At 63.4% G+C, this 14,704-nt stretch carries 9 protein-coding genes and 1 pseudogene; 1 reads left to right on the top strand and 9 read right to left on the bottom strand.

Annotation, left to right across the window (positions count from 1 at the left end; all coding sequences use genetic code 11):
• A pseudogene (locus NKH36_RS32360) lies at positions 1-265 on the bottom strand (hypothetical protein); the annotation flags it as partial.
• A gap of 238 nt (positions 266-503) precedes the next feature.
• On the opposite strand from NKH36_RS32360, the gene NKH36_RS32365 reads away from it, so the two are divergent.
• Positions 504-2,465: a M23 family metallopeptidase gene (locus NKH36_RS32365; RefSeq protein WP_352964920.1), complete on the top strand. Its 1,962-nt coding sequence runs from the start codon at positions 504-506 to the stop codon at positions 2,463-2,465.
• Between the two features lie 26 nt (positions 2,466-2,491).
• Here NKH36_RS32365 and NKH36_RS32370 read toward each other — a convergent pair whose 3' ends face one another.
• From NKH36_RS32370 to ptsP, 8 genes are all read right to left on the bottom strand, one after another.
• A complete protein-coding gene (locus NKH36_RS32370; RefSeq protein WP_352964917.1) occupies positions 2,492-4,051 on the bottom strand; it encodes an MFS transporter in 1,560 nt (519 codons plus the stop codon).
• A gap of 117 nt (positions 4,052-4,168) precedes the next feature.
• The gene (locus NKH36_RS32375; RefSeq protein ID WP_352964914.1) at positions 4,169-5,635 is read right to left on the bottom strand and encodes a L,D-transpeptidase family protein; all 1,467 of its coding nucleotides are present in this window, start codon (positions 5,633-5,635) and stop codon (positions 4,169-4,171) included.
• 251 nt (positions 5,636-5,886) lie between these two features.
• Positions 5,887-6,252 carry an MmcQ/YjbR family DNA-binding protein gene (locus NKH36_RS32380; RefSeq protein ID WP_352964911.1) on the bottom strand — a complete coding sequence of 122 codons (366 nt, stop codon included), beginning with the start codon at positions 6,250-6,252 and terminating at the stop codon, positions 5,887-5,889.
• A gap of 43 nt (positions 6,253-6,295) precedes the next feature.
• Positions 6,296-8,902 carry an ATP-dependent chaperone ClpB gene (gene clpB / locus NKH36_RS32385; RefSeq protein WP_352964908.1) on the bottom strand — a complete coding sequence of 869 codons (2,607 nt, stop codon included), beginning with the start codon at positions 8,900-8,902 and terminating at the stop codon, positions 6,296-6,298.
• Positions 8,903-9,126: 224 nt separating this feature from the next.
• Positions 9,127-10,065 (bottom strand): DUF4167 domain-containing protein, encoded by a 939-nt coding sequence (locus NKH36_RS32390; protein WP_352964905.1) that lies wholly within the window; start codon positions 10,063-10,065, stop codon positions 9,127-9,129.
• 303 nt (positions 10,066-10,368) lie between these two features.
• Positions 10,369-11,247 (bottom strand): peptide chain release factor N(5)-glutamine methyltransferase, encoded by an 879-nt coding sequence (gene prmC / locus NKH36_RS32395; protein WP_352964903.1) that lies wholly within the window; start codon positions 11,245-11,247, stop codon positions 10,369-10,371.
• Positions 11,240-12,319 (bottom strand): peptide chain release factor 1, encoded by a 1,080-nt coding sequence (gene prfA / locus NKH36_RS32400; RefSeq protein WP_352964901.1) that lies wholly within the window; start codon positions 12,317-12,319, stop codon positions 11,240-11,242. Before prfA ends, prmC begins: the two co-directional genes overlap by 8 nt.
• A gap of 9 nt (positions 12,320-12,328) precedes the next feature.
• On the bottom strand, positions 12,329-14,599 hold the full coding sequence (gene ptsP / locus NKH36_RS32405; protein ID WP_352964899.1) for a phosphoenolpyruvate--protein phosphotransferase: 2,271 nt from the start codon (positions 14,597-14,599) through the stop codon (positions 12,329-12,331).
• Positions 14,600-14,704: the final 105 nt, after the last annotated feature.

Raw genomic sequence — 14,704 nt, forward strand, 5'->3', positions numbered from 1 at the left:
CGTGGCCCGTACGCTTGTGGCTCGGGGCCGTTCGAGTGTCGCTCACGCGGCTCTCTTGAATTTCGCAGAGGGCAGATCTAGAAGCAAACTGCTTCGTCGCCAGCGGCGCGCCGCCCTCGTTGGTGAGGCGTATATAGTCGGCAGGCGTCCAAAGTGTCAACAACGATTTCGGTCTTTTTTGAATTTTTTGCGACGAAAGATTGCGGCGCCGACTTTCGGTAGCCGACTTCCGCGGCGGCATGGGGATAACAAAGCCGACTACCACCACGGAGCCCTATTGCCGCCGTATTGCGGTTTGACACCAAGGCCAACGAGCAGGCGCATGCACGACCGGCGCGGCGCCCTTATAAAAGACTGTAAGAGAGTCACTAAGAGAGAAGTATGACTGGGGATCTCGCCCGAAGCCAGGCGCTTCGTTGACTTCGCCCGCCGTGACAGGCAAATGTCATGGCCACAACAAAAGCGACAAGCCGTCCCGCCCGGGGAAGAAGCAGCCTTTCTGGATGCCAGATACGGAAAATGTCATAGCCGAACTCGGCAACGAGCCGCCGCTGATTGCGGACGGTCGCAGTGGCCCGCCTGACCGGCGCGAGGTTTCGGCACGCTGGCTGTCGGGCACTTTTCTTACGGGCGTGACGTCGAGCGTGCTGATGGGCGTGGCGCTGTTCGCGGCCCTTGACGGCCGTCAGCAATTGGCAACCCCGCCCGAGATCGCCGAACTGATCAGCCTTGCAAGAGGCGATGATTCCGGCGAGATCGCCAAGACCACCAGGCTGGTAGCGCCGCGCCAGATCGCCAAGGCCAAGGACCGACGGCGCATGGAAGTGTCGATGGTGACCAAGGTCGGCGACCGCGACGTCATCCACACCATGCCTTTCGTGCAGATCAAGATGGCGCTTGCCGCCGGGCACGCGACCAGCCGCGCCTATCCGCCTTTCAACCCGATGCAGGTGTTTGGCGACGACCGCGACGGCAATGTCGGTCAGCCGGCGACCGCCGCCGCCGGCCAGATCTATGGCGCCAAGGTCGAAAGCGAGATGAGCCTGAAGACGGTCGATTTCCCGATCGAGTCGGCGGCCTTCGACGAAAAGAGTGACTTGTCCGCCGACGAGGTGGAAAAGGTGGTGCGCCAGGCCGGCACGGGTCTGAGCGACGGCGCCGTGCAGGTCGCGTCGCTGCATTATGTCGACCCGCAGCGATTCGGCGATGCATTCGCCGAGAGCATGGCCGGCTCCTACGACGTCAGGATCGTCCCGGAAAACGTCTCGGTGTCGCCGCGTGCTGCCCCTGATGATCAGGCGCCGGCCTTCGCCGAGGAGATCATCCCCTTCACCAGAGACCGCAACATCGTCGAGGCCTTCGCCGATTCGGGCTATACCGGCGAGGACGCCATCGGCATGGCCGAGACGATCGCCAAATTGCTGAATGCGACAGCGCTTAAGGCGGGAACCGTGCTGCGCGTTGGCCTCGAGATCCATGGCGACGCCGCCAAGGTCGTTCGGACCGGCATCTACGACAGGGCCCAGCATATCGTCACCATAGCGCTCGATGATCACGGCCAGTATGTGCCGGCGCAGGAGCCGGAGCCCAATCCCGAATTGCTGACCGCGTTCGACGATTCGCCGCCGGTGGTGGTGCGCGGCAATCTGCCGAACGTCTATGATGGCATCTATCGCGCCGCCTACTCCTACGGCATGTCCAAGGCGATGACCAAGCGGCTGATCAAGCTCCTGGCGTCCGGTGTCGATTTCCAGTCGCGGCTCAATCCGTCGGACCGCATCGAGGTGCTGTTCTCGCAGCCGGACGGCGACGACCAGGCATCCAACGAATCCGAGCTGCTCTATGTCTCGGCGACCTTCGGCGGCACGACGCGCAATTTCTACCGGTTTCAGATGCAGGACGGCAGCACCGACTATTTCGACGAGGACGGCCGCAGTGCTCAGCAATTCCTGCTGCGCAATCCCCTGCCCGCAGGGAAATTCCGCTCCGGCTTCGGTGCCCGCAGGCATCCGATCCTCGGCTATGTGCGCATGCACACCGGCGTCGATTGGTCAGCCTCCATCGGCACGCCGATCATCGCCGCCGGCAACGGTGTCGTCGAGAAGGCCGGCTGGGCCGGCGGCTATGGCAAACAGATCATCATCCGCCACGCCAATGGCTACGAGACCTCCTACAATCACCAGAGCGCTTTTGCCAAAGGCATCGCGCCGGGCGTGCGCGTCCGCCAAGGCCAGACCATCGGCTTTCTCGGCCAGACCGGCCTCGCCACCGGTCCGCATCTCCACTACGAGCTGATCGTCAACGGCACCAAGGTCGATCCGATGCGCGTTCGCCTGCCGGTCGGCAAGGTGCTGAAGGGCGACGACCTCGTCGCCTTCAAGCGCGAGCGCGGGCGCATCGATGATCTGCTCAAGCAGGAAGACAGTGATTCGCTGAAGGTGGCGAGCGCCAAGATCGAAGGCTGAGCTGATCTTGGAGCCTTCCGGGCTCCTCAGCTCTGCGAAGTCTCAGATCCACGCGGCCATGGCAGTCGCTCACCGGAAACAGTTGTCCACGCCACGATCGCCGAGAGCAGGCAAAGCAGCGCGGTCGCCAACGCGACGGCCGCGAACGCTGCGTCGCTGGCGGCAAGCCTTGCTGCATCGAGATCCGGCGCCAGGCCCGCGGGCGCCGGTTCGCCGAAACCCGGAATGCCGGATGCGGCACCGGTGTTCAGCGCTGCCGCATAGACCCAGGCCGCCAATGACCCCATCGCCGCCACTGCGATCAGGCCGCCAATGCGCGAGACGGCATTGTTGATTCCCGAAGCAGCACCCGTATCCTTGTCCTCGACCGCCGTCATCACTGCCGTCGACAGCGGCGACACGACCAGCGCCATGCCGAGCCCCATCAGCGCCATCAGCGGAAACACTCCCCACCAAAAACTGTGGATACCGGTATAGGCCAGCAAGGCAAGCCCGGCAAAGGCGGCAGCGACGACGAGACTGCCGCTGGCGATCGGAAACCGCGGACCGATCCGGTCGGACCACTGGCCGACCGGCCCCGACAACAGCGCGATCAAGACCGACAGCGGCAGGAAGATGAAGCCGACCTCGGCGGCGCTCAGCCCCCATCCGGCGATGAGCAGCATCGGCAGATAAAACAGGTTGGCCGACAGTGCGAAATAGAGGAAGAAGGTCGCCACATTGGCGCCGGCGAAAGCGCCGACCCGAAACAGCGAGAGATCGATCATCGGTTCGCGCTGCCGGCGCTCGAAGACAATGAACACGACGAGCAGCACCGCGCCGGCGGCGATGCTCGGGCCGGACATTTGCCCCTCGCCTTCGCTGCTCATCGAAGTCAAGCCGTAGGCAAGCATCCCGAACGCCAAGGTGGCGAGGGCAGCGCCGCCGAGATCGAGGCTGCGCTTTTCCGTCGGTGCGTCGGCCGGGACCTTGGCGAGCAGAAGGTAGATCGAGACAAGTCCGAGCGGCAGATTGATCGCGAAGATCGCCCGCCAGATGCTGTCGCCGAAGGCCGACAAGACAACGCCGCCCAGCACCGGGCCAAGCGCTGTCGTCAGCGCCGAGGCCGCCGCCCAGATGCCGATCGCCCTGCCGCGCTCCTTCTTCGGATAGGCCTTGGCGATAATGGCGAGGCTGCCCGGCACCATGATGGCGGCACCGATGCCCTGAATGGCGCGAAACGCAATGAGCACCGGCGGGTTCGGCGCCACCGCGCAGGCAAGCGAGGCGACAATGAACAGCGCGATGCCTGCCACGAAAGCATGCCGCAGGCCAAAACGGTCGCCGGCGGCGCCGCCGACAAGGATGAGTGCCGAAAGCGTCAGCGCATAGGAATTTGAAATCCACTGCGCCTCGGCGAAACTGGCGCCAAGATCGACGCGGATCGCCGGCGTGGCGATGGCCAGGATCGAACCGTCGATGAAGCCGAGCGCGGAAGCCAGGATCGCCGCGATGAGCACGAACCTGCGCCGCGATTGCGGGCAAAACGTATCGGCTCGAAGAGAGCCGGTCAGGGAGATGGCAGCGGCTTCGCTTGGAGACTTCATGCAGCCTGCTTAGACCTCCGAGCTGCCGGCAACAACCGGCCAGAGGGTTGCTGTCGTTGAACCCAGAACAGGATCGTGACCTTTATGGCACCGACCACGGCTCTTTAACGATGGCGCTCAGTCGATGAATTCCACCGTGACGCCCGGCGACACGATTTTTGCCAGTTCGCGCGCGTCCCAATTGGTCAGCCGCACGCAGCCATGACTTTCGGTCTTGCCGATCTTGGAGGGGTCGGGTGTGCCGTGAATGCCGTAGGTCGGCTTGTCCAGGGCAATCCAGACCGAGCCGACGGGGCCGTTCGGGCCCGGCGGGATGGTCAGGATCTTGTTGTTTTCGCCCTGCTTGAAATTGATGTTCGGGTTATAGGTGTAGTTCGGATCTAACGCGACCCGCGACACCGCATGCGTGCCGGTGGGCGAAGGCGTGTCCGCCGAGCCGATGGTGGCTGGATAGGCCGCGATTAGCTTGCCCGATGCGTCATAGGCGCGGACTTGCTTCTTGCCCTTGTCGGCGATGATGCTTGCCACCGGCTCCGCCACAAGCCTGCCGAAATTGGCGACCTTGATGATCGTGCCGGGACGGTTGAAATTGGCTTCCGGATTGAGCGCCTTCAGGTAATTCTCGTCCATGTGGAACCGTTCAGCCAGCGCTTCGGTGACGGAGGTGTAGCTCAGCCGGTCGAGCTGCGCCTTCTGGCCGTAGTCTTCCGGCACCGAGGCGACATAGGGACCGGCCGCATCCTCGGGCGTGATGCTGTAGGAGGCGAAGGAATCGCCGCCGGATTGCTCAAGGGCTGCCTGGATGCCGACCACATCGGTCGACCGCAGATTGCTGCCGGTGATCTCATTATAGGCGGCGAGCGCCTTGTCGACATTCGAGCCGAAGCGCCCGTCGACGACGCCGGGCGAAGCGCCAGCGCGGTCGAGCAGCACTTGCAACGCAGCAACATCCTGGCGTGCACCGAGTGAAAGTGACGGATCAGTGACGGTCTTGCCGCCGATCTTTGGCGGTAGTGCCGCCTGGTCGCCCGGCGCCATCGGCTCGACCGGTTCGATCGAAGCCTCGTCGAGTGGCTGGCGCTTGACGGTGCGCGGCTTTATCGGCTGAGGCGCTTCCGGAAAATCGTTGCCATAGCTGCCGTCATCGCGCGGTGCTTCGGGAAAAGCTTCCACCGAATTGTCGCTGTAGGGATCGTATTCATCGACCGGCGGGGCAACGATCAGGCCTTCCTCCTCCAATTGCCTGCGGCGCAAGCGCGCCGCGTCTTCCGGGTCGTCGAGATAATAGCGATCATCCTCGACCGGCCCGAGATTGCGCAAGCGCTCGCGGCGGAGCGCGCGGCGGTCGAACCTGGTCTGCGGCGGTTGGATGGCGAGGACCTGGCCGGTTTCCGCATCGACGATGACGCGGTTTCCTCTGGCGTCGTAATAGACGTCGAAATCGCCGTTCTGGGCGACCAGCACACCACCGGCATCGGCCGCACGGGCAGATCGCGGCGCGATGTCTTCCGTCGGCGCGGCCATTGCGCTCGAAGAAAGCAGCCCGGCGGCGAGCGCCGAAAGGGTGAAGATCGTGCGGAACATGTTGGCCAAATTCTCCGGTCCGTAATTGCCGCCGCCCGGCGTTGTCTCTTTAGAGCGCCGCGCGCCCCTTCCGGACGCAAGGACGCTCTAACACTTAAAAATCTCCGCATCATGCTTTCCGAAAATCGAATTCGATTTTCGGGCCTATGCGGCAGGCGAACCCCTTCGCCAGCAAATCAGTTACCGAGCATAAGGTTCCAACATGAACCGGGCATGAAGATGGCGGATTTCTGGCGGTGGGAGCAACATAATTAGCTGGTGGCGAGTCCCAATTCCTTGCGCGCCTGCTTCGTCAGCTTGAGCACGACAAGGCGGTGGCTTTCGCGCAGATAGTCCTTCAGCGCGTCATCGTCCATGCTTTGGCTTGTCTGGCGCTGGATCCATTTCATGCCGCGTGAGGCAAGATAGGGCGCGGGCCGAAGGCCGGGCTGTTCCTTCAGGATGTCATAGGCGATGTCGGAGCATTTGAAGGTGACGAACGGCTCCTTGCCCTCGCTCCAACCGCCGATCGCAAAGACCTTGGCTCCGATCTTCCAGACGTGGGCGCCGCCCCACTGGACGACATGGCTCGTCGACGGCAGCGAGGCGCAGAAGCTGTTGTAATCATCCAGCGTCATCTGCGCCCCGCCGTTTAGTGTTTAATTTTGTGGCGGCCTCGAATCAGGCCGCCGCTTCGGTCGCCACGACCGTCGGCTTCGACCGGAAGTTCAACCGGTCGGAACCTGCGGTGACCTTGACGGTCGAACTGTCGAGGATGTCGCCGAGCAGGATCTTCTCCGCCAGTGGGTCCTGCAGTTCCTTTTGCATCACCCGCTTCAGCGGCCGCGCGCCATAGGCCGGATCGTAGCCCTTGGCCGCCAGCCAGTCGATCGCCTCCTGGTCCAGCGAAAGCGTGATCTTGCGATCGAGGAGCAGGTTTTCCAGCCGTTTGAGCTGGATCTCGACGATGCGGCCCATATCCTGCCGGCGCAGACGGTGGAACAGGATCACCTCGTCGACGCGGTTGAGGAACTCCGGCCGGAACGACGCCCTGACGACGCTCATCACCTCGTCGCGGACGGCATCGACGTCCTGGTTCTCGCCGAGATTGACCAGATATTCGGCGCCGAGGTTCGACGTCATGATGATCAGCGTGTTGCGGAAATCGACCGTGCGGCCTTGCCCGTCGGTCAGGCGGCCGTCGTCGAGCACCTGCAGCAGCACGTTGAACACGTCCGGATGCGCCTTCTCGATCTCGTCGAACAGCACGACTTGATAGGGCCGGCGCCGCACCGCTTCGGTCAGCGCGCCGCCTTCCTCATAGCCGACATAGCCGGGAGGCGCGCCGATAAGCCGGGCGACCGAGTGTTTCTCCATGAATTCCGACATGTCGATGCGCACCATGGCGCTTTCGTCGTCGAACAGGAAGCTGGCCAGCGCCTTGGTTAGCTCGGTCTTGCCGACGCCCGTCGGTCCGAGGAACATGAACGAGCCGATCGGCCGGTTCGGGTCCTGCAGGCCGGCGCGGGCACGGCGAACGGCTTTCGACACGGCCTGCACCGCCTCGCCCTGGCCGACGACGCGCTTGCCGATCTCGTCTTCCATGCGCAGCAGCTTGTCACGCTCGCCTTGCAGCATCTTATCAACCGGAATGCCGGTCCAGCGCGACACGATATGGGCGACGTGATCGGGGGTGACCACCTCTTCGACAATGCCGACCTTGCCGTCCTGGGCTTCGGCTGCCTTCAGCTTCTTTTCCAGTTCCGGAATCTTGCCGTAGGCAAGTTCGCCGGCGCGCTGGAATTCACCCTTGCGCTGGGCAATGGCGAGCTCGTTGCGCGCCTCGTCGAGCTGTTTCTTCAGGTCGGCGGCGAGCCCGAGCTTCTGCTTCTCGGCCTGCCACTTGGAGGTCAGTTCGGTCGATTCCTCTTCCAGAGCGGAAAGATCCTTTTCGAGGCGGGCGAGCCGGTCCTTCGACGCGTCGTCCTTCTCGACCTTCAATGCCTCACGCTCGATCTTGAGCTGCATGATGCGGCGGTCGATCTCGTCCAGCGCTTCGGGCTTCGAATCGACCTGCATCCGGAGCCGCGACGCGGCCTCGTCGACAAGGTCGATCGCCTTGTCCGGCAGGAAGCGGTCGGCGATATAGCGGTTGGACAGCGACGCTGCAGCGACCAGCGCCGAATCCGAGATGCGCACCTTGTGGTGCTGCTCGTATTTTTCCTTCAGGCCGCGCAGGATGGAGACCGTGTCTTCCACCGTCGGCTCATTGACGAAGACCGGTTGGAAGCGGCGGGCAAGGGCGGCGTCCTTCTCGACATGCTTCCGGTATTCATCGAGCGTCGTCGCGCCGACGCAGTGCAGTTCGCCGCGTGCCAGCGCCGGCTTCAACAGGTTCGACGCATCCATGGCGCCATCCGCCTTGCCGGCGCCGACCAGCGTGTGCATCTCATCGATGAACAGGATGATGCCGCCGGCGGCAGCGGTAACTTCCGCAAGGACCGCCTTCAGCCGCTCCTCGAATTCACCGCGATATTTGGCACCGGCGATCAGCGACCCCATATCGAGCGCCATCAACTGCTTGTCCTTGAGCGATTCCGGCACGTCGCCGTTGACGATGCGCAACGCCAGCCCTTCGGCGATCGCCGTCTTGCCGACGCCGGGCTCACCGATCAGCACCGGATTGTTCTTGGTGCGGCGCGACAGCACCTGGATGGTGCGGCGGATCTCGTCGTCGCGGCCGATGACCGGGTCGAGCTTGCCGGCACGGCCGTCTGCGGTGAGGTCGCGCGCGTACTTCCTCAGCGCATCATAGCCCTGCTCGGCGCTCGCCGAATCGGCGGTACGACCCTTGCGGACGTCGTTGATCACCTGGTTCAGCGCCTGTGGCGTCACGCCGGCCTTGGTCAGGATGTCGGTGGTCTTGGCGGATTTCTCGACCGCCAGCGCCGTCAGCAGCCGCTCGACCGTGACGAAGCTGTCGCCGGCCTTCTTGGCCAGTTCCTCGGCGGTCGAAAACACCTTTGCCAGCGGCTGCGCCAGATAGAGCTGGCCGTTGCCGCCTTCCACCTTGGGCATTGCCTCAAGTGCCGTCTCGACGCCAAGCTTGACGTCGCGGACGCTGCCGCCGGCGCGCTCGATCAACGACGCGGCCAAGCCCTCATCGTCGTCGACAAGCACTTTCAATATATGCTCGGGGGTGAACTGCTGGTGGTTACGCGAGAGCGCCAAGGTCTGCGCGGACTGGATGAAGCCGCGCACGCGCTCGGAATATTTTTCAAGGTTCATCTCTGTCTCCTTCCGTCACCGGCCCGCTTTGCGGCACCGGATCAGATTGCGGTGACGGACCCGCCCGTTCGAGCCGGGTCCTGTTCACGCGAGATATGGGGCGCAAGCCACGGACCCTCAAGACGTCCCGATAATGGTGAAATGCATAATATTGCCCGGGCGCGCAAAACAAAAACGGCGGAGATTTCTCTCCGCCGTCCAAGAATGTCTGAAGCCTTGCTCGATCAGTTGTTGACGTCGATGATAGCGGGCTCGCCACCGGCGTCTTCCGCCGGAGCTGCATTCAGGTTATCGGCGCCAGCATTGTCGTTACCGCCATCCACCTGATCAGCATTGACGCGCGGACGGCGCGGACGCCTGGGGCGGCGGGCAACGCCGCTTTCGGCGGCTGCTTCGTTCATCTCGGCCTGGGCAGCGAGAGCCGCCGGCGAAAAGTTTTCGAACTGCGGCGCGGGTTCGGCCACAGAAACAGGCTCGACCGGAGACACAGCTTCCGCCTGTACGGGCGTCTCGTTCTGTACTGGTGTCTCGCCGCGCCGGTTTTGATCGTCGCGCTGTCCGCCCTGCTCGCCGCGCTGGCCGTGCTGGCCGTAGCCGCCATTAGGACGACGGTCGCGATGGCGGCCGCCATTGTTGTCGCGCCCACCACTCTCGCGTCCATCATTATCGCGCCCACGGTTATCGCGACTGTCGCGGCCGTTTTCCTGGTTGAACGCCAACTCGGCCGGCGTGCTGTCGATGACCGGCTGCGGGCCGGCACCATGGTTGACCACCGGAGCTGCAGTTTCACCGACATTGCTGTTGCCGGCATTGTCGAACTCGTCGCGATCTTCGTCGCCGTCATCGTCGAAATCGTCGCGGTTCTGCTGAGCGCTCTGGATCGGTAGCTGCGCCTGCGCGGCAGCGATGATGCGATTGTAGTGTTCGGCGTGCTGGAGATAGTTTTCCGCCATCACACGGTCGCCGGAGCTTTGCGCGTCACGGGCAAGGGTTGCGTATTTTTCGGCGATCTGCTGAGCCGATCCGCGGATCTTCACATCCGGACCGTTGCTCTCGTAGTTGCGCGTCAGGGGATTTGGGCCCTTGCGGTTGTTGTTGTTGTTATTGCCGCCGCCATTGTTGTTGCGACCGCGCATGCGCCTGTTCTGCTGTTGTGGCCTCATTCGACTCTCTTCATTTTGAAATTTTCGAAAACTTTTTCACGAACGGAGGCGCTCATGCAGCCAGCCGTTTCGTCTCTTCACCGGCGTTCGCCCGCATCGATTGCGTTGGCGCCACGTGTCATCCTGTTCCGGTTACATCACTTGCCGGACGATTCCCGCACGAAGCTTGGGCGTCGTTTGCGCAAGAAGGCAGCTATTTCCAAGGAAACCGAATCGCTAAGAGCACTGCCTGCTTCGTCTCATCCGGTTAAGGCGACCCTAGCCGCATTCCCCGGCATTGCCAAGCGCTTTTTTTGCACTGCATCACGGCTTTGTCAGTTCAAAGATCAGGACCCTGTCGTTTCCGCCAAAGTCGGGGAATACCCCCGCCGGCATATAGCCGGCTGCGGCGAATATGCCCGTGACCTCTTTGCGTTGGGTGTGGCCGATCTCGACTGCAATCCTGCCCTCGGCTTCCAAAAAACCTGCCGCCTCGGCGGCAATGATCCTGTAGGGACTCAGACCGTCCACGCCGCCATCAAGGGCTTTGCGTGGATCGAAATCGCGGACTTCGTCCTGCAGATTTTGAATGTCTATGGACGCTATATAGGGAGGGTTAGCGGCAATTACATGGTATCGGCCAAAAACTTTTTCGAACCAGTCGGATTTGAGCACCTGGAACCGGTCGGCTAACCCCAATTCCCTGGCATTGCGCATGGCGGTCGCCAGCGCGCCTTTGGAAATATCGACACCGGTGGCGACCGCCGCCGGAACGGCGCTGAGCAGCGCCAGCGCGATGGCGCCGGTGCCGGTGCCGAGATCGAGGATGCGGCATTGGCCTTGCCGTTCCGCTGTCGCCTTCACGAAGGGCAGCACCGCTTCGACCAGCGTTTCGGTATCTGGCCGCGGCTCCAGCGTTTCCGGTGACAGCGACAGGCGCAAGCCATAGAACTCGCGATGGCCGAGGATGCGATGCACCGGCTCACCGACGATCCGCCGCCTCAAGGCGGCATCGATCGCGGCAACCGCGCCGGCATCGACCCTGCGTTCGGGATCGGCGATGGCTTGTGTGCGGGTCGTGCCGGAAAGATGTTCGACGATCAGCCTTGCATCCAGCGCCGGATCGACGACTGCGGCCGCGGCAAGGCGTGCCCGCGCCGCTTTCAGCAGCGGCCCGAGCGTCCCGGGCAGACTGTCAGCCATCGAGACCGATATCGGCAAGCAGCCTCGACTGATGATCGGCGATCAGCGCGTCGACGATCTCGTCGAGTTCGCCCATCATCACCCGGTCGAGCTTATAGAGCGTCAAATTGATGCGATGGTCGGTGACGCGGCCCTGCGGGAAATTATAGGTGCGGATGCGCTCCGAGCGATCACCCGAACCGACCTGCGATTTGCGCGATTCGGAGCGTTCCTCGTCAGCCTTGCTGCGCTCGAGGTCGTAAAGCCTGGCGCGTAGGATCTGCATGGCTTTCGCCCGGTTCTGGTGCTGCGACTTCTCCGCCTGCACCACCATGATGCCGGTCGGCAGATGGGTGATGCGCACCGCCGAATCGGTGGTATTGACGTGCTGGCCGCCCGAACCCGAGGCGCGCATCGTGTCGATGCGGATGTCTTCGGCCCTGATGTCGATGTCGACCTCTTCCGCTTCGGGCAGCACAGCAACCGTCGCCGCCGAGGTATGGATACGCCCGCCGGCCTCGGTCGCCGGCACGCGCTGCACACGATGCACACCGGACTCGAATTTCAGATGGGCAAAGACCCCCTTGCCCGAAATGGTGGCGATGATTTCCTTGTAGCCGCCGACCTCGCCCTCGCTGGCCGACACCGTCTCGAAACGCCAGCCGCGTGCCGCGGCGTAGCGTTCGTACATGCGAAACAGGTCGCCGGCGAAGAGAGCCGCCTCGTCGCCGCCGGTGCCGGCGCGGATTTCGAGGATGGCATTCTTGTCGTCGGCGGCATCCTTGGGCAGAAGCAGGATTTGGATGTCCTTCTGCAGCGCTTCGATGCGTCCCCTGACCTCGGGCAGATCGGCCTCGGCCAATGCCCGCATTTCGGCATCGGTGCTTTTGTCGGCGAGCATCGCCTGCAGGTCGGCCTGTTCATCCTCGGCGGTTTGCAGCGCCCTGATTTTTGCCACCATCTCCTGGATGTCGGCATATTCCGACGCCATCTTGACATAGGCGTCCGCCGCCGGTCCGGCCGACATCTGAGCTTCGAGCATGTCGAAACGCTTGACGACTTGATCCATACGGTCGCGGGGCAGGTTGATCATGGCGAAAGTCTATAGCGGAATTGAGCGGTCGTCGGCAAAGGCTTGCAGCAGCGCCCGCATCGGCACTTTCTGGACCGGCGCCATGAGATTGTCCTCGAAGAACGTCTCCAGTTCGGCCAGCGGCAGTTCCGTCAACATCGCCTTGACCGGACCGATCGAAGCCGGCGACATCGAGATTGACCGGTAGCCAAGGCCGATCAGCGCCATCGCCGAGATCGGCTTGCCGGCCAGCTCGCCGCACAAGGTCACCGGAGTTTGATTGCGGACCCCGGCGTCGGCAATCTGCTTCAGAACGCGCAGGAATGGCGTCGACAGCGCATCGAAGCGGTCGGAGAGCTGCGTGTTGCCACGATCGACCGCCATGACGAACTGGAACAGATCGTTCGAGCCGACCGAGACGAAATCGACGGCCTTCATCAGTTCGTCGAGCTGGAACAGCAGCGACGGCACTTCCAGCATGGCCCCGAGCTTCAGGCTGGTCGGCAGATGATGGGCAAAACGCGACAGATGCCGCACCTCACGATCGATGATTTCGCGCGCCTGTGCGATCTCGCCGAGCTCCGTCACCATAGGCAGCATCAGCTTCAGTTCACGCCCACCGCAGGCCTTCAGAAGCGCGCGGATCTGGGTGCGCAGCAGGCCCGGGCGGTCGAGCGTCAAGCGGATGGCGCGCCATCCGAGCGCCGGGTTCTCTTCCTGGATCGTGTCCTTAAAGTAGGGCAGCACCTTGTCGCCGCCGATATCGATGGTGCGGAAGGTCACCGGCTTGCCGCGCGCCGCGTCGAGCACGTCGCGGTAGAGCCGTTCCTGGGCTTCCGCGCGAGGAAAGGTCGAGGCGACCATGAATTGCAGCTCGGTGCGGAACAGGCCGATGCCGGCGGCGCCCGCCTCGGCAAGCTGCGGCAGATCGACGGCCAGGCCCGCATTCATCAAAAGGTCGACCTGGACGCCGTCCTTGGTCACCGACGGCTTCTTGCGCAGTGCGCGGTAGACCTCCTGCCGCCGCGCCCGGAAGCGGACCTTTTCGGCATAGGCGGCTTCGAGGTCGGGCTGAGGGCGCAGATGGATCGCGCCTTCCTCGCCGTCGACAATGATGGCGTCGCCGTTTTCCGCCATGGAGACGGCGCCCCTCATCTGGCCCGCGACCGGTATGCCCATGGCCCGCGCCACGATAACGACATGGCTGGTCGCCGCGCCGTCCTCGAGCACCAGCCCGCGCAGCTTGTCTCTGGGATAATCGAGCAGTTCGGCGGCCCCCATCGAGCGGGCGACGATGATGGCGTCCTTCGGCAGCGAGGCCGCGACATCGTCCGGCCCGCGCCCCATCAGCTGGCGCAGCAACCGATTGGCGAGATCGTCGAAATCGCTCATCCGCTCGCGCAAATACGGATCGGTCATGTGCAGCATGCGGGCACGCATGTCGCTCTGCACTTTTTCCACCGCCGCTTCCGCCGTCAGGCCGTTGCGGATCGCCTCTTCCAGCCGGCGCACCCAGCCGCTGTCGTTGGCGAACATGCGATAGGCTTCGAGCACCTGGCGGTGCTCGCCCTCGAAAGCGACTTCGCGGCGTTCCAGCATATCGTCGATGGAGAGCCTAAGCGAACCAAGCGATGCATCGAGCCGCTTGATCTCCTCATCGCTGTCCTCGTTGAACAGATTGGTGACCACGATGCGCGGCTCGTGCAGCACGACATGACCGAGCCCGACGCCCTCGTTGAAGGACAGGCCGGTAAAGCTCACCGGGCGGCGCAGGTCGAGTTCGAGCCCGGGCCGGGTCAGCCGGGCAAGGTCGCCGGTGGCGATCATCTCGGCGATCACCATCGCTGTCGTTTCCAGCGCCTCGACCTCGTCGTCGCGATAGTGGCGCATGGTCTTGTTCTGGACGACCAGCACACCAAGCGTGCGCCCTGCCCTGAGCACCGGCACGCCGAGGAAGGAATTGTAGATCTCTTCCCCCGTTTCCGGCAGGTAGGCGAAGGCTGGATGTTCCTGTGCGTTGGAGAGATTGAGCGGCCGTGCTGAGGCCGCGATCGTGCCGACGAGGCCTTCGCCCAGCCTGAGCTGCGCTAGATGGACGGCGTTCGGGTTCAGACCCTCGGTGGCATAGAGTTCGAGCACCGAATCGGCGCGCAGCACATAGAGCGAGCACACCTCGGCGACCATGTTGGCGGCGATATCGCGCACGATACGGTCGAGCCGCTCCTGCGGCTCCAGCGGCTCCTGCATGAGCTCGCGGAGCCGTTTCAGCAAAACGCGCGGGCCACTGGCCGTATCACGCATCGCGGCTTGTTCTCCAATGGACATTTTGCCCGCCGCAGTTTCTCCCGCGGCCGGCGCTCACGCAACAACTCAATTAGAGCGCCGTGCGTCCAACTGGACGCCAAA

It is taken from the genome of Mesorhizobium sp. M1312 (genome assembly GCF_040318115.1).
Classification (GTDB): domain Bacteria; phylum Pseudomonadota; class Alphaproteobacteria; order Rhizobiales; family Rhizobiaceae; genus Mesorhizobium.

What these genes read in the sequence shown, in the direction of transcription:
- NKH36_RS32365 (WP_352964920.1), top strand. Translation starts at nt 504, where the DNA reads ATGCCAGATACGGAAAATGTCATAGCCGAACTCGGCAACGAGCCGCCG.
- NKH36_RS32370 (WP_352964917.1), bottom strand. Translation starts at nt 4,051, where the DNA reads ATGAAGTCTCCAAGCGAAGCCGCTGCCATCTCCCTGACCGGCTCTCTT.
- NKH36_RS32375 (WP_352964914.1), bottom strand. Translation starts at nt 5,635, where the DNA reads ATGTTCCGCACGATCTTCACCCTTTCGGCGCTCGCCGCCGGGCTGCTT.
- NKH36_RS32380 (WP_352964911.1), bottom strand. Translation starts at nt 6,252, where the DNA reads ATGACGCTGGATGATTACAACAGCTTCTGCGCCTCGCTGCCGTCGACG.
- clpB (WP_352964908.1), bottom strand. Translation starts at nt 8,902, where the DNA reads ATGAACCTTGAAAAATATTCCGAGCGCGTGCGCGGCTTCATCCAGTCC.
- NKH36_RS32390 (WP_352964905.1), bottom strand. Translation starts at nt 10,065, where the DNA reads ATGAGGCCACAACAGCAGAACAGGCGCATGCGCGGTCGCAACAACAAT.
- prmC (WP_352964903.1), bottom strand. Translation starts at nt 11,247, where the DNA reads ATGGCTGACAGTCTGCCCGGGACGCTCGGGCCGCTGCTGAAAGCGGCG.
- prfA (WP_352964901.1), bottom strand. Translation starts at nt 12,319, where the DNA reads ATGATCAACCTGCCCCGCGACCGTATGGATCAAGTCGTCAAGCGTTTC.
- ptsP (WP_352964899.1), bottom strand. Translation starts at nt 14,599, where the DNA reads ATGCGTGATACGGCCAGTGGCCCGCGCGTTTTGCTGAAACGGCTCCGC.